This is a genomic window from Stutzerimonas kunmingensis (assembly GCF_900114065.1).
In the GTDB taxonomy this organism is placed as follows: Bacteria; Pseudomonadota; Gammaproteobacteria; order Pseudomonadales; family Pseudomonadaceae; genus Stutzerimonas; species Stutzerimonas kunmingensis.
The window spans coordinates 718222-738959 of the sequence record NZ_FORS01000001.1 but is presented as its reverse complement, the minus strand read 5'-3'; the positions used below and the strand labels follow the sequence as shown (position 1 = coordinate 738959).

Here is a 20738-nt window from a genome sequence, read left to right as displayed (position 1 = left end):
CCGGGTCTGATTGGTGGTGTCGCATGATAACGGCTGACTTGATCGCCATCAGCCACAAGCGGCGAGGCAGCGGCCAGACTGTAAACAAATCGAACAGGAGTGAGCGCCATGCGACATCTGTTGTTTCTGCATCTACTGGGCGCCAGTGTCTGGGTTGGCGGGCATCTGGTACTGCTGTTCAGTGTGCTGCCGGGTGCCCTGCGTCGCCGCGATGTGCAACCGGTACGCCAGTTCGAACAACTCTACGAGCGCGTCGGGATACCTGCGCTGCTGGTGCAGATCGTCAGCGGGCTCTGGCTGGCCAGCCTCTGGCTGCCCCATGGGCAATGGTTCGATTCGTCGCCCATGGCGCATCTGGTGCAAGCCAAGCTGGTACTGCTCGGATTTACCGCGCTGCTCGGCGTGCATGCGCGGCTGGCACTGATTCCCAAGCTGGATGCGCAGCGCCTGCCGCAACTGGGGCTACACATCGTGCTGATCACCTTGACTGCGGTTGCCTTCGTCTGGGTCGGCTCCGGGTTCCGCTTCGGTGGATTGTTCTAGCGGGCCAGACAGCAAGAAGCCCGCACATGGCGGGCTTCCCTTCACGGGTAGGCGCTATCAGCCGCAGCAACCGCCGCAGCAGCTGCCCGAGGCGCGCTTGATGTCGCGGGCGATGTCGTCCTTCATCGCCACGCGCTCCTGCTTGAGGGCATTGAGCGCGCTGTCGTCTAGAGTTTCGACACCGTCTTCGACGCGGCAGATGCGCTTGTCCAGCGCTTCGTATTCATCCGCTTTGCGGGCGAACGCCGGATCTTCCTGACGCAGTTTCTGCAACTGCTCGCGTTTCTCAGGGAAATCCTTGATCAGTGGGTGATGTTCGACGTGCATGGAAACCGCTCCGGTTTGTCAGGAAGGCGTTCACCTTAGTCTCCTTCCTCCGAGAACCGGTTGACGGCGATCAAGCGAACCTCATTCGCAATAACCGGTCGATGAAAGGCGTTCTGTCGTGGCCTGCGCCGGCAAGCTCGCCTATGCTCTACCACGGCGTTCACCGCCATGTCCGCGGGGGCATGGCGGGCGGCCCGGTCATCCACTAAAGGAAAATCTACGTATGAGTCTGATCAACGAATTCAAGGCGTTTGCCGTGCGGGGAAATGTCGTCGACATGGCCGTGGGTATCGTCATCGGCGCTGCGTTCGGCAAGATCGTGTCGTCGTTCGTCGACGGGGTGATCATGCCGCCGCTGGGGCTGCTGATCGGCGGAGTGGACTTCTCGGATTTGGCCATAGTGCTCAAGGACGCCGTCGGCGAGGCCCCAGCGGTGGTGCTGCGGTACGGTGCATTCATTCAGACCGTGGTGGATTTCGTGATCATCGCCTTCGCCATCTTCATGGCGATCAAGGCGATCAACCATCTCAAGCGCAAGGAAGCCGAGGCGCCATCCGCACCGCCTGCGCCCTCGAAGGAAGAGTTGTTGCTGACCGAGATACGCGACCTGCTCAAGGAGCAGAAGGGAAGCTGAAACGGGGGCAGTTACCCGGCGGCTGGCGCCGGGTAACGGGGAGCGATCACTCGGGCTTCGGAGTGTTCGCGGTGCTGGCGGGAAGTACCGGATAGGCGACTTGCGGCTGCTCGCCGGTCACGCTGTGCAGGAACGCGGTAATCGCGCTGACTTCGTCCTTGTCCAGTTTACGGCCCAGTTGGCTGTCACCCATGATGGCAACGGCCTGTTCGAGCTCCCAGACCTCACCGCTGTGGAAGTACGGCGGGGTCAGCGCGACATTGCGCAGCGGCGCGGCACGGAAGACGTACTCGTCGCTAGCGGTATTGGTCACCGCGAAGCGACCCTTGTCGCCGGTCGGCAGCACTTCGGCTCCGGGCTTCTTGATCACGCCGAAGGGGAAGTAACCCTGGCCACCAAGGTTGACGCCGTTGTGGCAGGAAGAGCAGCCGGCGTCCATGAACAGGGCGAGACCCTGTTTCTGCTTGTCGTCCAGCGCCCCGTCCTCACCCTTGAGGAAGCGGTCGAACGGCGAGTTCGGCGTGGTCAGGCTGACTTCGAAGGCTTCCAGGGCGTAGGCCATGTTGTCGAAACTGACCGGCTCCTTGTCGTTGGGGAAGGCCTTCTTGAACTCGGCGGCGTACTCCGGAATGCTCTGCAGCGTCGAGACGACACGCTCGGGCGTACTGTTCATTTCCACGCTTGCCTGGACCGGGCCCTTGGCCTGTTCCTGCAGATCCTTGGCGCGTCCGTCCCAGAACTGCGCGGCGTTGAATACGGCGTTCAGCACGGTGGGCGAGTTGCGCGGGCCCTTCTGCCAGCCGTGACCGATCGAGGTTGGCACGTTGTCGCTGCCGCCGATGCTCAGGTTGTGGCAGGTGTTGCAGCTGATGACGTGACTGCTGGACAGACGCGGATCGAACCAGAGTTTGTGACCGAGCATTGCCTGATCTTCGCTGACCTTCTGACCGCGGACCTCGGTGACCTTGTCGGGAATCGGTTTGAACATCGCGTTGGCGCGCTCACGCAGCTCATCAGCGTTCGCTGCGCTGGTCATTAGTAGGCTGCTAAGCAATAGCGGAATAGAAGGGTGCATCACGGAAGCTCCTTTTGTGTTGGCTGGCTCTAGGAGGCGCCTTTTCGTCAAGCGACCGCTTGACCTGCATCAAGGCGGTCGGGCGTAGTGGGCGCGACGAAATGTTTCTGCTTGTGTCGATTCGCAGCCGGCTCGCGATTTCCATCCATGTGGCTCGGCTATGCAGCGTCGTTGCGAGGCTGGGTTAGCCGGGTATCAGCCTTGCGGCGCGACCGGCGCAGCGCCAGAATGACGGCATCAATCGTGGCCAACGAGCCACCCCAGCAAGGATTCCCGATGCCTGAAACTGTCGCTGCCGGCTTGCGCCTGGCACCCGATGCGCTGACCCGTCCCTTCGAGCCCAGCCAATTCAACTTCAACGACACCTCTGAACTGGAGCCGTTTCTCGGTGTGCTCGGCCAGGAGCGCGCGGTCGAGGCGCTGCAGTTCGGCGTGGCCATGCCGCGTCCGGGATACAACGTCTACGTGATGGGAGAGCCGGGCACCGGGCGCTTCTCGTTCGTACGGCGCTACCTCAAGGCCGAAGGCAAGCGTCTGGATACTCCGTCGGACTGGGTTTACGTGAACAACTTCGACGAGCCTCGCGAGCCGCGTGTGCTGGAGTTGCCTCACGGCGGCGCAACGGCGTTCATCGCCGATATCAATCAGTTGATCGACAACCTGCTGGCGACCTTTCCGGCGGTATTCGAGCATCCGAGTTTCCAGCAGAAGAAGAGCGCCATCGACCGCGGCTTCAATCAGCGCTACGACAAGGCGCTGGATGTGATCGAGAAGCTCGCCCTGGAAAAGGAGATCGCTCTCTATCGCGACAGCACAAACATCGCCTTCACGCCCATGAAGGAAGGCAAGGCGTTGGACGAAACCGAGTTCGCCCAGCTGCCCGAAGCCGAGCGCGAGCGTTATCACGAAGACATTTCCGCGCTGGAAGTGCGTCTGAACGAGGAGCTCGCCAGCCTGCCGCAGTGGAAGCGTGAGTCGACCAACCAGCTGCGCCAGCTCAATGACGAGACCATCAGCCAGGCACTGCAGCCGCTGCTGGCACCGTTGTCGGAGAAGTATGCGGAGAACGCCGGTATCGAAGCGTACCTGCAGGCCGTGCAGGTCAATCTGCTGAAGACTGTGGTCGAGCAGCTGGTGGACGAAAACCGTCCGGAAGCGCAGAACCGTGTATTGCTGGAAGAGCAATACAGCCCGAGCCTGGTGGTCGGTCACCCGGTCGATGGTGGCGCGCCGGTGGTGTTCGAGCCGCACCCGACCTATGACAATCTGTTCGGTCGCATCGAGTACAACACCGACCAGGGGGCGCTCTATACCAGCTATCGGCAATTGCGCCCCGGTGCGCTGCACCGCGCCAACGGCGGCTTTCTGATGCTGGAGGCGGAGAAGCTGCTCAGCGAGCCATTTGTCTGGGAAGCGCTCAAGCGCGCCCTGCAATCGCGCAAGCTGAAGATGGAGTCGCCACTCGCCGAGCTCGGCCGCCTGGCCACCGTGACGCTGACGCCGCAGGTGATCCCGCTTAACGTCAAGGTGATCATCATCGGCTCGCGCCAGCTCTATTACACGCTGCAGGACCTGGATCCGGACTTCCAGGAAATGTTCCGCGTGCTGGTGGACTTCGACGAGGACATCCCGCTGGCCGAAGACAGCCTCGAACAGTTCGCCCAGCTGATGAAGACCCGCACCTCCGAAGAGGGCATGGCGCCGCTTACTGCCGCTGCCGTTGCGCGTCTGGCGACCTATAGCGCGCGCCTGGCTGAACATCAGGGGCGGCTGTCGGCGCGTATCGGCGATCTGTTCCAGCTGGTCAGCGAAGCCGATTTCATTCGCCAGCTGGCCAAGGACGAAGTGACGGACGTCGGCCATATCGAGCGTGCACTGAAAGCCAAGGCCACGCGCACCGGTCGCGTCTCGGCGAGGATTCTCGAAGACATTCTGGCCGGAGTGATTCTGATCGACAGCGAAGGTGCGGCGATCGGCAAGTGCAACGGGCTGACCGTGCTGGAAGTCGGCGACTCGGCATTCGGCATGCCGGCGCGTATCTCTGCCACCGTCTATCCCGGCGGTTCAGGGATCGTCGACATCGAGCGCGAGGTCAATCTCGGTCAACCGATTCACTCCAAGGGCGTGATGATCCTCACCGGCTACCTCGGCAGCCGCTACGCCCAGGAGTTTCCGCTGGAAATCTCGGCAAGCATCGCGCTCGAGCAGTCCTACGGCTACGTCGACGGCGACAGTGCCTCGCTGGGCGAGTGCTGCGCGCTGATCTCGGCGCTCTCACGCACGCCGCTCAAGCAATGCTTCGCCATCACCGGCTCGATCAACCAGTTCGGCGAAGTGCAGGCGGTCGGCGGGGTCAACGAGAAGATCGAGGGCTTTTTCCGCCTGTGCGAGGCACGCGGGCTGACCGGCGAGCAGGGGGTGATCATTCCCTTCGCCAATGTCACCACGCTGATGCTCGACGAACGCGTGCTGGAGGCCGTACGCCAGCTGCAGTTCCACGTCTATGCTGTCAGGCAGGTGGACGAAGCGTTGTCGCTGCTGGTCGGTGAAGATGTGGGTGCAACCAACGAGCAGGGCCATTTCCCCAAGGGCAGCGTGAATGCCCGGGTGGTCGAGCGGTTGCGCGACATTGCCGAGATCGAGCTCGTGGAAGAAGGCAAGAGCGAGCCGGCACAAGCGGAGCAAGGAACGTCCGAGTCCGAGGGGAGCAAGTAACGCTCGCCATTGTGCGGTTTTTGAACGGAACGATAGCGCGCGCGGCGGGTCTGCAGTGGAGGAGGGCATCCACCCTCCATCCACAGGATTATCCACAGCTTCAGGGGATAAACAGGCTCTCGCGCTACATCCGCACAGGATGTTCCCGCGTCGGCCCGACGCGAGGACTGCCGTCATGCCACACAATCTTTGTCTGAACCGCCAGTGCCTGGGCCTGGTTACCCGAATCGAATGCGTCATACGCCCGCTTGCCGGCGGCAATGGGCTGTGGACGTTGCTCTGTGCGGCTGGACTGGCAGACGGGCAGCCCACGGCAATCAAGGTCCAGGGCCCATTCCACGGGCCTGCGATGGCCGAATCGGTGCTGGCGGCGATCGCCGACAACCTGATGGGGCAGGGCTACTGCGAATCCGATGACCCGTCCATCTGGCAGTTGCACATGCAGGCTGAGCTGCGTCGAGTGAACGCCAACCAGGCGCGCTTTCTCGGTGGCTGGGAGTCGCGCCCCTAAGCGTGCCTCATTGCAAACCTTTCGCGTTTCTGGCTGGCTGCAGCGGGGCCTCACCGGAGCCGATGAATTTCTTATCCACATGCGCCGAACGCACCTTGGCCTGCCTTGGTGCGCTCGGCGCGGCTGCGTATACTCGCGCCTTCCTCATTTCTGCTGTGAGACCTCATGGAGCGCATCCTCGAAAATGCCATGTACGCCGCCCGCTGGCTGCTGGCGCCCATCTATTTCGGTCTGGCGTTCGCGCTGCTGGCGCTGGCGATCAAGTTCTTTCAGGAAATCTTCCATATCCTCCCGGCGATTCTCGCGCTCAGTGAGGCCGAGCTGATTCTCAAGCTCCTGTCGCTGATCGACATGGCGCTGGTTGGCGGGCTGCTGGTGATGGTGATGATCTCCGGCTACGAGAACTTCGTTTCTCAGCTCGATATAGAGGAAGGCAAGGAAAAGCTCGACTGGCTCGGCAAGATGGATTCCGGATCGCTGAAGATGAAGGTCGCTGCCTCCATCGTCGCAATCTCGTCGATTCACCTGCTACGCATGTTCATGGATGCCCAGCAGCTCGATAGCGAAAAGCTGATGTGGTACGTGATCATCCACCTGACCTTTGTGGTCTCGGCGTTCGCCATGGGCTATCTCGACAAGCTCACCAAGCACTGAGCGTCCCTCCGCAGGTGCTAAAGCTGAAAAGCTGTACAGAATTGGTTTTTTGTTAAATATTCTGTACTGCTTTTCAAATGGGCAAGCGCCATGAACCTTCAGAATCTCACCACTCATGCCCACGCTGGGCGTATCGACGCTCTCGAGCTGATTTCGCTCGAGGGCGGCATCTATCTTCTCGACATCTACCTGCAGGGTCAGCGCCATAGTCTGATCGACGCGCGCGGCGATGTGTGGCATCTGCGGTCCGTCGAGCACGCTCGTGATCTGTTACGCGAGCTACCGGAGCTGCCCTTTCATCTGGTGCAGCAATCACCGTACGACGAGATGTGCGGTCTTGCCGAGGGCGTCCGCGAGCCGTTGCGCGTGCCGGTCGGCATGCGGTCCCAGTGGTGACGGCCGGCGGCAGGCGCGTCGGTAGCGCCCTGTTCGGTAAGCATCAAGAGAACTGGTCGTGAGCGTCGCCGCACTGCGCCTGGTGCTCGGCGACCAGTTGAGCTTCGAGCTCTCCGCCCTGGATGGACTCGATCCGACGCGTGACCGAGTGCTGCTCGCTGAGGTCGCTGAAGAAGCCGGGCACGTTCCGCATCACCCGCGGAAGATCATCTTTCTGTTCAGCGCCATGCGGCACTTCGCTGAGGCATTGCGCAAACGCGGAATCACGGTGGATTACGTGACACTCGACGATCCTGCCAACAGCGGTTCGCTGGCCGGGGAGCTGGCGCGCTTCGCCGCATGGTATCGACCTGACGAAATCCACGTCACCGAGGCCGGTGACTGGCGGGTCGAACAGGCGCTCAAGAGCAGTGGACTTTCGATCACCTGGCATGCCGACCGCCGCTTCCTCTGCTCGCGGACCGGGTTCGCCAGTTGGGCCAGTGGCAAGCGACAGCTGCGCATGGAGTTCTTCTATCGCGAGATGCGTCGCCAAACGGGCCTTCTGCTGAATCCGGATGGTACACCGGAGGGCGGTGTATGGAATCTCGATACGGACAACCGCAAGCCGCTGCCACGCGGATTGCACGGCCCGATCACCTTGCGCTTCGCCGCTGACGAAACCACGCGCGCTGTGCAGGCGTTGGTGAGCGAGCATTTCGCGCATCACTACGGCCGTCTGGACGGCTTCGATTACCCCGTCACCCACGCCGAGGCCGAACAGCTCTGGCTGCATTTTCTCGATTTCGGCTTGGCCGCTTTCGGTGACTACCAGGACGCCATGGCCAGCGGCGAACCGTTCCTATTCCATGCGCGCGTCGGCGCCGCGCTCAACGTCGGCCTGCTTGACCTGCGCCGCCTGTGTGATGACGTGGATGCGGCCTACCGGCAGGGGCGAGTCGGGCTGAACGCTGCCGAAGGCTTCATTCGCCAGTTGATTGGCTGGCGTGAGTATGTGCGCGGTATCTATTGGTTGCAGATGCCTGACTATGCGCAACGCAATGCCCTCGGCAATTCCAGGCCGCTGCCGGAGTTCTACTGGACCGGGCAGACGCGCATGAACTGCATGCGCCAGGTGATCGGGCAGACGCTGGAGCATGCTTACGCTCACCATATCCAGCGGCTGATGGTGACCGGTAATTTCGCGCTGCTCGCCGGCATCGCGCCGCCCGCGCTGTGCGATTGGTACCTGGCGGTCTATATGGATGCGTTCGACTGGGTGGAACTGCCCAACGTGCTGGGCATGGTGCTGCACGCCGACGGCGGCTACCTGGGCTCCAAGCCCTACTGTGCCAGTGGCCAGTACATCAAACGCATGTCCAACTATTGTCAGGATTGCTCTTACAAGGTGCGCGAGAGCACGACAGACGATGCCTGCCCGTTCAACGCGTTGTACTGGCACTTTCTCATGCGCCACCGCGAGCAGTTGCAGGGTAATCCGCGGATGAGCATGGTCTATCGCAACCTCGCGCGCATGGAAGGCAGCAAGCAGCAGGCGCTGTGGGAGCGTGGCGAGTCGCTGCTGGCGCGGCTGGATGCCGAGGACGCGCTGTGAGAAGGAAAGCGGACCTGCCATTCAAGTGCTGTGCCGCCTGCAACCTGCCGTTTGCCTGGCGAAAGAAGTGGTCGCGCTGCTGGGATGAGGTGCGTTATTGCTCCGAACGCTGTCGGTGCAATCGGCAGGGCAGGTAATGGAGGCACTGCCGGCGGCAATGCGGCGTGGGTGGCTGCGTCCGCTCGCTTCAGCTGTGCTAGGCTGGCCGACCTTTTTTTCCTCTCGGAGCCCGGCATGACCGACCTCAATCTATCCACTGACGAAACCCGTGTGAGCTACGGCATCGGCCGCCAGCTGGGCGACCAGCTGCGTGACAATCCCCCGCCGGGCGTCAGTCTCGATGCAGTCATCGCCGGCATCCGTGATGCCTTCGCCGGCATCGCCAGCCAGGTCAGCCCGGAAGCGTTGAATGCGAGCTTCGCGGTGATCCGCGAGCGCATGCAGGCTGAAGCGCAGCAGAAGGCTGAAGCCGCCGCCGCCGAAGGTCGCGCCTTCCTTGTCGAGAATGCCAAGCGCGAAGGCGTTGTGGTGCTGGAGTCGGGTCTGCAATACGAAGTGCTGACGACCGGTGAGGGCGCCAAACCGTCCCGCGAGGACAGTGTGCGCACGCATTACCACGGCACGCTGATCGACGGCAGTGTGTTCGACAGCTCCTACCAGCGTGGCCAGCCTGCCGAGTTCCCGGTAGGCGGCGTGATCGCCGGCTGGACCGAAGCACTACAGCTGATGAATGCCGGCAGCAAGTGGCGCCTGTATGTACCGAGCGAGCTGGCCTATGGTGCTCAGGGCGTTGGCAGTATCCCGCCGCACAGCACGCTGGTATTCGACGTCGAACTGCTGGACGTGCTCTGAGTCCGGCTGCTGGGGCGTAGCGTCTGTGGTCGGCGACTAATCGGTTACCGACAAGCTGCTGGTGAGCCCTGACCGCCTTGCCCGTGTGCGGCTCTCGATCTAGGTATTGCGTACTGGTCAGGGCCGCAGCGCGCGGGCATAGCTGAAGAGGAACAGGTTTCGAACCTGTTCCTTGAGCACGCAGGGTTCACTCGTGCTCAACTCCTGCACATCGAGATCACCTTGTTCTCGCAACTCTTCCAGTGCATCCCCTTCGAGTGAAACGCATACGGCGCCGGTATTCCGGTCGAGTATGCGCAGGTAGGGTTGCGGGCGATCCAGCCAGGCATCTATCAGATAAGTCATGCGTCACCTCCAATTCATTCTCTTAATGAGAATAATTGTTATTTGCAAATATGCAAGCGCAAATATTCCCCTTGATGAGGGTGGAGGTGAGGGATCAACGGTCGGGGTGAAGGCTGTGCTCGAAGCGCAGCGTCGACATTGCTGGGGTGTCAGTGGGTGCGCGCCACGGCGAAGCGGCAGAGCTCGACCAGTGCATCACGATACTGATTCGCGGGAATCACTTCGAGGCAGGCAACGGCGCGTTCGGCATAGTCGCGGGCAAGCTTGGCGGTGTAGTCCAGCGCACCTGATGCCTCGACAGCGGCGCGGATGCTTTCCAGGTCTTCGAGGCCGCCTTTCTGGATGGCTTTGCGCACCAGAGCGGCCTGTTCGGCGGTACCTTCGCGCATGGTGTAGATCAGCGGAAGGGTAGGCTTGCCTTCGGCGAGGTCGTCACCGACGTTCTTGCCGAGGGTTTCCGCGTCGCCCTGGTAATCGAGCAGATCGTCGACCAGCTGGAAGGCGATGCCGAGGTGATCGCCGAAGGTGCGCAGCGCTTCACGCTGTTCCTCGCTGGCGCCGGCCAGGGTGGCGGCGCTGTGGGTCGAGGCTTCGAAGAGCATCGCGGTCTTGCCGCGGATGACCTCCATGTAGATTTCTTCGGTGGTGCTGGCGTCGCGGACCTTCGACAGCTGCAGTACTTCGCCTTCGGCAATGACGCGCGTTGCCTGGGAGATGATGCGCATTACCGGCATGGAATCCAGTTCCACCATCATTTCGAACGAACGTGCATATAGAAAGTCGCCAACCAGTACGCTTGGCGCATTGCCCCACAGGGCGTTGGCAGTGGAGCGGCCGCGGCGCATGCCGGACATGTCGACCACATCGTCATGTAGCAGCGTGGAGGTGTGCAGGAACTCGATGATGGCAGCCAGCAAGCGTAATTGATCGCCCTGATGCCCGAGTGCACTGCCGCTGAGCAGCACCAGCAGGGGGCGCAGGCGCTTGCCGCCGGCCGAGGTGATGTAGTCCCCGATCTTTTCCACCAGAGGAACGCGCGAAGTCAGTTGCTTGCGGATGATGCCGTCGACAGCGGCAAAATCGTCCGCCACAACTTGATAGAAAGGCTGGGGTTGCATCGGGGACTCCTCGCAGATTGCGCGGCATGCTAGGGGGCGGGTCTGGCACTGTCAAGGCAACTCCAGTTGGCTATTGCGCGGGGTGTATCGCATGCGTACAATCGCGGACCCTGAACTTCCCCCTGGGCATTTCCCTGCCTTACGCAATTGCACGGGCGTCACCTTCCGGCCCCATGCAGCCATGCCAGCCACTAATCATTCTTTCAAAGCGCTGGGTGAGCAGGATCAACGGAGATACACAGATGTACGCAGTTATCGTAACCGGCGGCAAGCAATACAAGGTCGCCGAAGGCGAATACCTCAAGATTGAAAAACTCGAAGTTGCGACTGGCGAAGCTGTCACTTTTGACCGCGTTCTGCTGATCGGCAACGGCGATGATGTAAAGATCGGCGCTCCGGTGGTCGATGGTGCCAAAGTTACCGCTGAAGTGATCGCCCAGGGCCGTCACGACAAGGTCACCATCATCAAATTCCGCCGTCGTAAGCACCACATGAAGCGTCAGGGCCACCGTCAGTGGTTCACTGAGGTCAAAATCACCGGTATTCAGGGCTAATCGGGCCTGAATCCCCTTATAGGAGTATTGAACTCATGGCACACAAAAAAGCTGGCGGTTCTACCCGCAACGGTCGCGACTCAGAAGCCAAACGCCTTGGCGTGAAGATGTACGGCGGCCAGGCCATCAAGGCCGGCAATATCATCGTGCGTCAGCGCGGCACCCAGTTCCATGCCGGTTACGGCGTTGGCATGGGCAAGGATCACACCCTGTTCGCAAAAGTGGAAGGCGTGATCAAGTTCGAAGTGAAGGGCGCTTTTGGCCGTCGCTACGTGAGCGTCGTCGCAGCCTAACTGCGTCGTTGCTGGAAAAGCCCTGTCATGCGACGGGGCTTTTTTGTTTCTGTATCCTGTGAGGCTCTTGCAAAGAACTGCTCGGTGCTCATTCAGTTTTCGCTGGGTTTTTTGCAAGACCCTTACGTTTCTTGTTTCCTAAGCCCGTCCTGCGACGGGAGGCGTTCCCATGAAATTCGTCGATGAAGTATCGATTTTTGTAAAGGCCGGCGACGGCGGCAACGGCATGATGAGCTTTCGTCGTGAGAAGTTCATCGAAAAGGGTGGCCCCAACGGCGGCGATGGCGGTGACGGCGGTTCGGTGTATCTGGAGGCCAACGAGAACCTCAACACGCTGGTGGACTACCGCTACACCCGTCGCTTCAATGCGCAGAACGGGCAGAAGGGCGGTAGTACCGACTGTACAGGCGCCAAGGGTGAGGATCTTGTCCTGCCGGTGCCGGTTGGTACCACCATCATCGATGCGGCTACCCAGGAGATTATGGGCGACCTCACCAGGCCGGGGCAGCGCCTGCTGGTGGCTCAAGGCGGCTGGCATGGGCTGGGCAATACGCGCTTCAAGTCCAGCACCAATCGCGCGCCGCGGCAAACCACGCCGGGCAAGCCGGGTGATGCTCGTGATCTCAAGCTCGAGCTGAAGGTGTTGGCGGATGTCGGCCTGCTGGGCTTGCCGAATGCCGGCAAGAGCACCTTCATTCGCTCGGTGTCGGCGGCCAAGCCCAAGGTCGCTGACTACCCGTTCACCACGCTGGTGCCGAACCTCGGTGTTGTCAGCGTTGGACGCTACAAGAGCTTCGTGATTGCCGACATTCCGGGGCTCATCGAGGGGGCGGCCGAAGGTGCGGGGCTGGGGATTCGCTTCCTCAAGCACTTGGCGCGTACTCGCCTGCTGCTGCACCTGGTGGATATGGCTCCGTTAGATGGTAGCGACCCGGCCGATGCGGCGGAGGTGATCCTGCATGAGCTGGAGAAGTTCAGCCCGGCGCTGACACAGCGCGATCGCTGGTTGGTGCTGAACAAGGCTGATCAGCTGCTGGAAGATGAGCGTGAGCAACGTGTCCGGCAGGTGGTCGAGCGTTTGGACTGGAAGGGTCCGGTATTCGTCATCTCCGCGCTGGAGAGCGAGGGTACCGAAGCGCTGAGTCAGGCGATCATGCGTTATCTGGATGAGCGCACTGTGCGCATCGCCGAAGAGCCTGATTACGCCGAGGCCCTGGCCGAGCTCGATCGCCAGATCGAGGATGAGGCGCGGGCCCGCTTGCAGGAGCTGGATGATCAGCGTGCGTTGCGCCGCGCTGGCGTCAAGGCGGCCGATGAGGTCGAAGACGACGACTTCGATGACGATGACGATGATGATGATGAGGGTGGTGCCGAGATCATCTACGTGCGCTAAGTCGAACCCCGGGCCGCTGCGCGGCCTGGTCAGGCGAGTGGTCGGTGGGCTGCCTCGTGCGCAGTCCGATCCGGAAGTGTTTTGGCCGTATAGGAGGCGGGAACGATGCGGGACAAGGTGGGCGGTGCGCGGCGCTGGGTGGTCAAGATCGGCAGTGCGCTGCTGACCGCCGACGGCCGCGGGCTCGATCAGGCTGCGATGGCGGTCTGGGTCGATCAGATGGTGGCCTTGCGCGAGGCAGGTGTGGAGCTCGTGCTGGTGTCGTCGGGTGCGGTTGCTGCGGGCATGAGTCGTCTTGGCTGGAGCTCTCGACCGAAGGCTGTGCATGAGTTGCAGGCGGCCGCCGCTGTCGGACAGATGGGCTTGATTCGCGCCTGGGAATCCAGCTTCGCTCGCTGTGATCAGCAGACGGCGCAAATTCTCGTCACCCACGACGATCTCTCGGACCGCAAGCGCTATCTCAATGCGCGCAGCACGCTGCGTACGCTCATCGATCTCGGTGTGGTGCCGGTCATCAACGAGAACGACACGGTGGTCACTGACGAAATCCGCTTTGGCGACAACGACACGCTTGCTGCGCTGGTCGCCAACCTGGTCGAGGCCGATCTGCTGGTCATCCTGACCGACCGGGACGGCATGTTCGACGCCGACCCGCGTTTCAATCCTCAAGCCAATCTCATCAGTGAGGCGCGCGCCGACGATCCTGCGTTGGATGCAGTGGCTGGCGGCACGGGAGGGGTGCTGGGGCGTGGCGGCATGCAGACCAAGCTTCGTGCGGCGCGCCTGGCAGCGCGCTCTGGCGCGCATACGGTGATCGTTGGTGGGCGCATCGAGCAGGTGCTGGCGCGGCTCAAGGCGGGTGATCGCCTGGGGACGCTGCTGGCGCCGGAGTGCAGTCGGCATGCGGCGCGCAAGCAATGGTTGGCTGGGCACCTGCAGACTCGTGGCACGCTGACGCTGGACGACGGTGCTGTGCACGCGCTGCGCCAGGGTAACCGCAGCCTGTTGCCGGTTGGGGTCAGGGCTGTGCAGGGGGCGTTTCGTCGTGGCGAGATGGTCGTCTGTGTCGGCCCGCAGGGTTCGGAGGTCGCGCGCGGTCTGGTGAACTACAGTGCAGTCGAGGCGCAGCGCATCCTTGGGCGGCCATCAGATGAAATTGAAAAGCTGCTCGGATATGTCGACGAGCCGGAGCTTATCCATCGCGACAACATGATTCTGGTCTGAGGTGAGGATGCGTTTAGCCAATTTTTCGCTGGTTTTTGGGTTGCTCATCCCTTCGCTGGCATTGGCCGAGCAGGTCGGTGAGGTGGATACGGTCTTCAAGTGGCTCGGGCCGAATCACAAGATCGTCGTGGAGGCGTTCGACGATCCCTTGGTCGATGGTGTGACCTGCTATCTGTCTCGCGCCAAGACCGGTGGAATCAAGGGCGGGCTGGGGCTCGCGGAGGATCGTGCCGAGGCGTCGATCGCCTGTCGCCAGGTGGGGCCGATTCGCATCAACGGCAAGCTCAAAGATGGCGATGTAGTGTTCAAGGAGCGCACCTCGCTGGTGTTCAAGACCATGCAGGTGGTGCGCTTCTTTGATGAGTCGCGTAATACCTTGGTTTATCTGGTCTACAGCGATCGCGTCATCGAGGGTAGCCCGCAGAATGCGGTGACGGCGATTCCGATTTTGCCTTGGCCGGTTGCGCCGTAACTTGCGCATCGGCCCATCCTTCGCGAGTGGGGCAAAATTTGGGCATAAAAAAACCGGCGCTAGGCCGGTTTTTTCAAGAACCTGCAGTTAGGCTGCAGCAGCTTCGCCGAGGGCCTTGATGTGGCCGTTCAGGCGGCTCTTGTGACGAGCAGCTTTGTTCTTGTGGATGATGCCTTTGTCGGCCATGCGGTCAATGACCGGCACAGCAGCAGTGTAGGCTGTGCGAGCCTTGTCCAGGTCTTTGGCGTCGATGGCCTTGACCACATTCTTGATGTAGGTACGAACCATGGAGCGCAAGCTGGCATTGTGGCTGCGACGCTTCTCAGCCTGAATTGCGCGTTTTTTGGCGGAAGGGCTGTTGGCCACCGTCGAACTCCTCGAAAACTTGGGGGATTGCAAAGCAAATAAGGCCGCGAATCATGCCGACGCGAAGGGCGCTTGTCAAGCCCGGTCGAATGGCTTGAGAAGCTGGTCGGACAGAAGGGCTGCGGCTAAACTCGCCGCCTCTTTTCGTGTCGTAACTGGCCATCGATCCGGCCGGCGCTGAGCGCTCGGTTGATCAATCTCGCTGCAATTCTAGGAAGACAAATGTCCGAAAAAACCGGCAAGGGCGGATTGTTGCGCTCCAGCGCCGTGGTCAGTGTCATGACCCTGCTGTCACGCGTGCTGGGCATGGTACGCGATATGGTCGTCGCCAGCTACTTCGGTTCGGGGGCTGCGGCCGACGCGTTCTTCATTGCGTTCAAGATTCCCAACTTTCTGCGCCGGCTGTTTGCCGAGGGCGCATTCGCTCAGGCGTTCGTGCCAGTGCTTTCGGAATATCGCACCAAGCGCACGCTGCAGGACGTCAAGCAGTTGGTGGATCGCACCGCCGGCATGCTCGGGCTCATCCTTGCCGGGCTGACTGCGCTGGGCGTGCTGTTTGCGCCCTATGTGGTAATGGTCTTCGCGCCCGGCTTTCATGATGATCCGGGGAAGATGCAGCTGGCTGGCGAGCTGCTGCGCATCACCTTTCCCTACCTGATGCTGATCTCGCTGACGGCATTCACCTCCGGCGTACTCAACAGTTACGGGCACTTCGCGGTGCCGGGCTTCACGCCGGTGCTGCTCAATGTCTGCATGATCGCCTCGGCGGTGTTTCTCACGCCCTATTTCGATCAGCCGATCATGGCGCTTGCCTGGGGCGTATTCATTGCCGGTTTCGCCCAGCTGGCCTTCCAGCTGCCGTATGTCGCCAAGCTTGGCCTGCTGCCGCGGCCAAAGGTAAAGCGGGGTGACGAGGGCGTTCGACGCATCATGCTGCTGATGGTGCCGGCGCTGTTCGGTGTCTCGGTCAGTCAGATCAATCTGTTGCTGGATACAGTGCTGGCTTCCTTTCTGCAGACCGGCAGCGTGTCCTGGTTGTATTACGCCGATCGCCTGTCAGAGCTGCCGTTGGGGGCGTTTGGCATCGCGATTGGCACGGTGATCTTGCCGAGCTTGTCGCGCCAGCATGCCGGAGACGATCCAAAGGCGTTCTCCGCAACGGTCGATTGGGCATTGCGCATGGTGCTGCTGGTAGGCGTTCCCGCTGCGCTGGCGCTGGGTATTCTCGCCGAGCCAATGATCGCCAGCCTGTTCTATTACGGCGCCATGAGCGAAGAGGCGGTGGTGCAATCGGCCAGGGCGCTGCAGGCCTATTCTCTCGGCGTGCTGGCGTTCATGCTGATCAAGGTGCTGGCGCCGGGTTTCTTCGCTCGTCAGGATCTGAAGACGCCGGTACGCGTCGCGGTCATTTGCATGGTCGCAAACATGGTAATGAACCTGATCCTGATCTGGCCGTTACAGCATGTCGGGCTGGCGCTGGCGACTTCGTTGTCGTCGATGCTCAACGCTGTGCTGCTGTTCTGGGGGCTGTACAAGGTTGGCGTCTACCGTCCTGCGCCGGGCTGGTGGCTGTTCGGGTTACGCCTGGCAGCTGCCTGTGCGGCGATGGTGGCGACGGTCTGGTGGCTCAACGTGCCGGCGCAGGAGTGGTTCGTCTGGGGCTGGCAGCAGCGAGCGCTGCGGTTGGGGATTCTCGTTTGCGCAGGGCTCGCGGCATTTGCCGCCGGGTTGTTGCTGACCGGGCTGCGGCCGCGGCATTTGCGGCATTGATCGACGATTCACGGGCGGAGCAAACCTGTCCGGGATGCGCGGCACGTGCGTATAATCGGCCACTTTTCAAGCAAGAAGTGCGGTATGCAGCTGGTTCGAGGCCTTCACAATCTGCGACCCCGGCATCGGGGCTGCGTCGCCACCATCGGCAATTTCGACGGCGTGCACCGGGGGCATCAGGCCATCCTGGCGCGGCTGCGCGAGCGTGCGGCCGAATTGGGGCTGCCCAGCTGCGTAGTGATCTTCGAGCCGCAACCGCGTGAATTCTTTTCGCCGGACAAGGCGCCGGCGCGGCTCACCCGCCTGCGTGAAAAGCTGCAGCTGTTGAGCGAGCAGGGCGTCGATCTGGTGTTGTGTCTGGCCTTCAATCGCCGCCTGCGAGAGCTGAGTGCCGCTGAATTCGTCCACGCCACGCTGGTGGAAGGGTTGGGTGTACGGCATTTGGAAGTCGGTGACGATTTCCGTTTCGGTTGCGACCGCGCCGGCGATTTCGACTTCCTGCTCAAGGCCGGCGCGGCCGAAGGCTTCTCGGTCGAGGCCGCCACCACCATTGAGGTGGACGGCGAGCGGGTCAGTAGCACGCGGTTGCGTCAGGTGCTGGCGGAGGGTGACCTGGCCTGCGCCGAAGCGCTGCTCGGCAGACCGTTCGGTATCACCGGCCGGGTCATGCACGGGCAGAAACTGGGCCGGCAGCTCGGCGCGCCGACCGCCAATGTCCAGCTCAAGCGTCGCAACACGCCGCTGAGTGGCGTGTTCCTGGTCAGTTTCGAGCTGGACGACAAGTCGCTTGCCGGTGTCGCCAACATCGGCATGCGACCCACGGTCGAAAGTGACGGTAAACCACACTTGGAAGTGCATCTGCTCGATTATCAGGGCGACCTGTATGGGCGTCTGGTGCAGGTCACCTTCCATCGCAAGCTGCGCGACGAGCAGCGTTTCGCCTCGCTGGAGGCGCTCAAGACGGCGATCGAAGCCGACATCGCCGCTGCCCGCGATTACTGGCGGGCTTCACCCCTCATGACGAGTCAGGACTGAAATGACCGATTACAAAGCGACCCTCAATCTGCCGTCCACGGCATTTCCGATGAAGGCCGGTCTGCCACAGCGCGAGCCGGAGATTCTGCAGCGCTGGAACAGCATTGACCTGTACCGGAAGCTGCGGCAGATCGGCGAAGGTCGCCCGAAGTTCGTCCTGCACGATGGCCCGCCGTATGCCAACGGCAATATTCACATTGGCCACGCGGTGAACAAGGTGATCAAGGACATGATCGTCCGCTCGCGCACCCTGGCTGGTTTCGACGCGCCCTATGTGCCGGGTTGGGATTGCCACGGTCTGCCGATCGAGCACAAGGTCGAGACCACCTTCGGCAAGAACCAGCCGGCCGATCTGACCCGCGAGCGCTGCCGTGCCTACGCGGCCGAACAGATCGAAGGGCAGAAAGCCGACTTCATCCGCCTCGGCGTCCTGGGCGACTGGGACAACCCCTACAAGACCATGGATTTCGCCAACGAAGCCGGTGAGATCCGCGCCCTGGCGAAGATGGTCGAGGGCGGCTTCGTCTTCAAGGGCCTGAAGCCGGTGAACTGGTGCTTCGACTGCGGTTCGGCGCTGGCCGAGGCGGAGGTCGAATATCAGGACAAGAAATCCGATGCCATCGACGTCGCCTTCGAAGTCGAGGATGCCGACAAGCTGGCTGCTGCGTTCGGTCTGCCGAATCTGGCCAAGCCTGCCAGCATCGTGATCTGGACCACCACGCCCTGGACCATTCCGGCCAACCAGGCACTGAACGTGCACCCCGAGTTCGTCTATGCGCTGGTCGACACCGGCGAGCGCCTGCTGGTGCTGGCCGAGGAACTGGTCGAGTCCTGCCTGCAGCGCTACGGTCTGGCTGGTGAAATCATCGCCCGTTGCGAAGGCAAGGTGCTGGAGCTGATCCGCTTCCGTCATCCGTTCTACGAGCGCTTCGCCCCGATCTACCTGGCCGATTACGTGGAAACCGGTGCCGGTACCGGTATCGTCCACTCGGCGCCGGCCTACGGCGAGGACGACTTCCGCTCCTGCAAGCACTACGGGATGGAGAACGACGACATCCTCGGCCCGGTGCAGAGCAACGGCGTCTACGTCTCCGACCTGCCGTTCTTTGGTGGCCAGTTCATCTGGAAAGCCAACCCGGCTATTGTCGAGAAGCTCGCCGAGGTCGGCGCGCTGCTCAAGCACGAGTCGATCCAGCACAGCTACATGCACTGCTGGCGGCACAAGACGCCGCTGATCTACCGCGCCACCGCGCAGTGGTTCGTCGGCATGGACAAGGTCGCCCACGACGGCAGCTCGCTGCGTCGCCGCGCGCTGGACGCCATTGAGCAGACCCAGTTCGTCCCGGCCTGGGGCCAGGCGCGTCTGCATGGCATGATCGCCGGCCGCCCGGACTGGTGCATCTCGCGCCAGCGCAACTGGGGCGTGCCGATCCCGTTCTTCCTGCACAAGGAAAGCGGCGAGCTGCATCCGCGTACTGTCGAGCTGATGGAGGAGGTCGCCCAGCGCGTCGAGCAGCAAGGCATCGAAGCCTGGTTCAAGCTGGACGCCGCCGAGCTGCTGGGCGACGAGGCCGCGCAGTACGAGAAGATCAACGACACCCTGGACGTCTGGTTCGATTCCGGCACCACCCACTGGCATGTGATGCGCGGCTCGCACCCCATGGGCCACGAAAGCGGCCCGCGTGCCGATCTCTATCTGGAAGGCTCCGACCAGCATCGCGGCTGGTTCCATTCATCGCTGCTGACCGGCGCGGCCATCGACGGTCATGCACCGTACAAGGGCCTGCTGACCCACGGCTTCACCGTGGACGAGAACGGCCGCAAGATGTCCAAGTCCCTCGGCAACGTCATCGCGCCGCAGGAAATTACCGACAGCATGGGCGCCGACATCCTGCGTCTGTGGGTCTCGGCCACCGACTATTCCGGCGAGATGGCGGTATCCAAGCAGATCCTGCAGCGCAGCGCCGATGCCTACCGTCGTATCCGCAACACCGCACGCTTCCTGCTCTCGAATCTCGACGGCTTCGATCCCGCGCAGCACATGGTGCCGAATGATCAGCTGATCGCCCTGGACCGCTGGGCCATCGACCGCGCACTGCTGCTGCAGCAGGAGATCGAGGAGGCCTACACCACCTATCGCTTCTGGAACGTCTACCAGAAGGTGCACAACTTCTGCGTGCAGGAGTTGGGCGGCTTCTATCTGGACATCATCAAGGACCGCCAATACACCACTGGTGCGGACAGCCTGCCGCGTCGCTCCTGCCAGACCGCGCTGTATCACATCGCCGAGGCGCTGGTGCGCTGGATCGCGCCGATCCTGGCCTTCACCGCCGAGGAAATCTGGCAGTACCTGCCAGGCGAGCGCAACGAATCGGTGATGCTCAATACCTGGTACACGGGCCTGACCGCGCTACCACAGGACGCCGAGCTGGATCGCGCTTTCTGGGACAAGGTCATGGCGGTCAAGACCGCGGTGAACAAGGAACTGGAAAACCAGCGTGCGGCCAAGACCATTGGCGGCAATCTGCAGGCGGAAGTCACGCTGTATGCAGAAGGCGCGTTGGCTGCGGAGTTGGCCAAGCTGGGCAACGAGCTGCGCTTCGTGCTGATCACCTCTGCCGTCGATATCGCACCACTGGCTCAGGCCCCAGCCGAGGCTGTGGAGAGCGAGCTGGCCGGCCTCAAGCTGGTGGTCCGCAAGACCGGGCATAGCAAGTGCGGTCGTTGCTGGCACCATCTGCCGGACGTTGGTACGCATGCCGAGCATCCGGACATCTGCGGTCGCTGTGTGGAGAATATCGAAGGCGCTGGTGAGGTTCGTCACTATGCGTGATGTGCGCCGGACGATCAGCGAGCCGGAGGCTGTG

22 protein-coding genes are annotated in these 20738 nt (G+C 62.0%); 17 read left to right on the top strand and 5 right to left on the bottom strand.

The genetic code is table 11. The annotated features are described in order from the left end of the window. Window positions 1-108 precede the first annotated feature (108 nt). Window positions 109-543 (top strand): CopD family protein, encoded by a 435-nt coding sequence (locus tag BM275_RS03690; protein WP_014821457.1) that lies wholly within the window; start codon window positions 109-111, stop codon window positions 541-543. A 57-nt stretch (window positions 544-600) separates the two neighbouring features. Here BM275_RS03690 and BM275_RS03685 read toward each other — a convergent pair whose 3' ends face one another. Beyond that, window positions 601-870 (bottom strand): HP1242/YdcH family protein, encoded by a 270-nt coding sequence (locus tag BM275_RS03685; protein ID WP_003281602.1) that lies wholly within the window; start codon window positions 868-870, stop codon window positions 601-603. 223 nt (window positions 871-1093) lie between these two features. On the opposite strand from BM275_RS03685, the gene mscL reads away from it, so the two are divergent. Further along, window positions 1094-1504, top strand: a complete 411-nt coding sequence (mscL, locus tag BM275_RS03680; protein WP_014821456.1) for a large-conductance mechanosensitive channel protein MscL — start codon at window positions 1094-1096, stop codon at window positions 1502-1504. 46 nt (window positions 1505-1550) lie between these two features. Here the strand turns inward: mscL and BM275_RS03675 are convergent, their stop codons facing one another. Then, on the bottom strand, window positions 1551-2579 hold the full coding sequence (locus BM275_RS03675) for a cytochrome-c peroxidase (protein WP_090519334.1): 1029 nt from the start codon (window positions 2577-2579) through the stop codon (window positions 1551-1553). Window positions 2580-2855: 276 nt separating this feature from the next. Between BM275_RS03675 and BM275_RS03670 the strand changes: the two genes are divergently transcribed. The 7 genes from BM275_RS03670 (at window position 2856) to BM275_RS03640 (ending at window position 9301) form a co-directional block, all read left to right on the top strand. Then, window positions 2856-5294, top strand: a complete 2439-nt coding sequence (locus BM275_RS03670) for a Lon protease family protein (protein ID WP_090519332.1) — start codon at window positions 2856-2858, stop codon at window positions 5292-5294. Between the two features lie 175 nt (window positions 5295-5469). Beyond that, a complete protein-coding gene (locus BM275_RS03665) occupies window positions 5470-5805 on the top strand; it encodes a PA4575 family protein (RefSeq protein WP_014821453.1) in 336 nt (111 codons plus the stop codon). A gap of 165 nt (window positions 5806-5970) precedes the next feature. Further along, window positions 5971-6459 (top strand): TIGR00645 family protein, encoded by a 489-nt coding sequence (locus tag BM275_RS03660; RefSeq protein ID WP_003302125.1) that lies wholly within the window; start codon window positions 5971-5973, stop codon window positions 6457-6459. Between the two features lie 90 nt (window positions 6460-6549). Continuing rightward, the gene (locus BM275_RS03655) at window positions 6550-6855 is read left to right on the top strand and encodes a DUF6482 family protein (RefSeq protein ID WP_042927717.1); all 306 of its coding nucleotides are present in this window, start codon (window positions 6550-6552) and stop codon (window positions 6853-6855) included. Between the two features lie 58 nt (window positions 6856-6913). Next, the gene (locus BM275_RS03650) at window positions 6914-8449 is read left to right on the top strand and encodes a cryptochrome/photolyase family protein (protein WP_090519330.1); all 1536 of its coding nucleotides are present in this window, start codon (window positions 6914-6916) and stop codon (window positions 8447-8449) included. After that, window positions 8446-8586 carry a DUF2256 domain-containing protein gene (locus tag BM275_RS03645; protein ID WP_090519328.1) on the top strand — a complete coding sequence of 47 codons (141 nt, stop codon included), beginning with the start codon at window positions 8446-8448 and terminating at the stop codon, window positions 8584-8586. Before BM275_RS03650 ends, BM275_RS03645 begins: the two co-directional genes overlap by 4 nt. Before the next feature lie 97 nt (window positions 8587-8683). After that, a complete protein-coding gene (locus BM275_RS03640) occupies window positions 8684-9301 on the top strand; it encodes a BamJ family beta-barrel-assembly machinery protein (protein ID WP_015278106.1) in 618 nt (205 codons plus the stop codon). A 117-nt stretch (window positions 9302-9418) separates the two neighbouring features. On the opposite strand, the gene BM275_RS03635 is transcribed toward BM275_RS03640, so the two are convergent. Next, window positions 9419-9646 (bottom strand): PA4570 family protein, encoded by a 228-nt coding sequence (locus BM275_RS03635; protein WP_003302130.1) that lies wholly within the window; start codon window positions 9644-9646, stop codon window positions 9419-9421. Window positions 9647-9795: 149 nt separating this feature from the next. After that, window positions 9796-10764, bottom strand: coding sequence for a polyprenyl synthetase family protein (locus tag BM275_RS03630; protein WP_041014886.1), 969 nt, complete (start codon window positions 10762-10764; stop codon window positions 9796-9798). A 242-nt stretch (window positions 10765-11006) separates the two neighbouring features. Here BM275_RS03630 and rplU point away from each other — a divergent pair, with 242 nt between their 5' ends. From rplU to BM275_RS03605, 5 genes are all read left to right on the top strand, one after another. Next, window positions 11007-11318 carry a 50S ribosomal protein L21 gene (rplU, locus tag BM275_RS03625; RefSeq protein ID WP_003302133.1) on the top strand — a complete coding sequence of 104 codons (312 nt, stop codon included), beginning with the start codon at window positions 11007-11009 and terminating at the stop codon, window positions 11316-11318. A 35-nt stretch (window positions 11319-11353) separates the two neighbouring features. After that, window positions 11354-11611 (top strand): 50S ribosomal protein L27, encoded by a 258-nt coding sequence (gene rpmA, locus BM275_RS03620; RefSeq protein ID WP_003281574.1) that lies wholly within the window; start codon window positions 11354-11356, stop codon window positions 11609-11611. A gap of 169 nt (window positions 11612-11780) precedes the next feature. Then, window positions 11781-13004 (top strand): Obg family GTPase CgtA, encoded by a 1224-nt coding sequence (cgtA, locus tag BM275_RS03615; RefSeq protein ID WP_090519326.1) that lies wholly within the window; start codon window positions 11781-11783, stop codon window positions 13002-13004. Window positions 13005-13109: 105 nt separating this feature from the next. Next, a complete protein-coding gene (gene proB, locus BM275_RS03610) occupies window positions 13110-14228 on the top strand; it encodes a glutamate 5-kinase (protein WP_090519325.1) in 1119 nt (372 codons plus the stop codon). Between the two features lie 7 nt (window positions 14229-14235). Next, window positions 14236-14700 carry a CreA family protein gene (locus BM275_RS03605; RefSeq protein WP_003302151.1) on the top strand — a complete coding sequence of 155 codons (465 nt, stop codon included), beginning with the start codon at window positions 14236-14238 and terminating at the stop codon, window positions 14698-14700. 87 nt (window positions 14701-14787) lie between these two features. Here BM275_RS03605 and rpsT read toward each other — a convergent pair whose 3' ends face one another. Beyond that, window positions 14788-15066 (bottom strand): 30S ribosomal protein S20, encoded by a 279-nt coding sequence (gene rpsT, locus BM275_RS03600; protein ID WP_003281567.1) that lies wholly within the window; start codon window positions 15064-15066, stop codon window positions 14788-14790. 222 nt (window positions 15067-15288) lie between these two features. Here rpsT and murJ point away from each other — a divergent pair, with 222 nt between their 5' ends. The 3 genes from murJ to ileS all read left to right on the top strand — a co-directional run bounded on the left by murJ (window position 15289) and on the right by ileS (window position 20704). Then, window positions 15289-16836, top strand: coding sequence for a murein biosynthesis integral membrane protein MurJ (murJ, locus tag BM275_RS03595; protein WP_045665417.1), 1548 nt, complete (start codon window positions 15289-15291; stop codon window positions 16834-16836). A gap of 84 nt (window positions 16837-16920) precedes the next feature. Then, window positions 16921-17871, top strand: a complete 951-nt coding sequence (gene ribF, locus BM275_RS03590) for a bifunctional riboflavin kinase/FAD synthetase (protein ID WP_090519322.1) — start codon at window positions 16921-16923, stop codon at window positions 17869-17871. Between the two features lies 1 nt (window position 17872). Then, a complete protein-coding gene (gene ileS / locus BM275_RS03585; RefSeq protein WP_090519320.1) occupies window positions 17873-20704 on the top strand; it encodes an isoleucine--tRNA ligase in 2832 nt (943 codons plus the stop codon). Window positions 20705-20738: the final 34 nt, after the last annotated feature.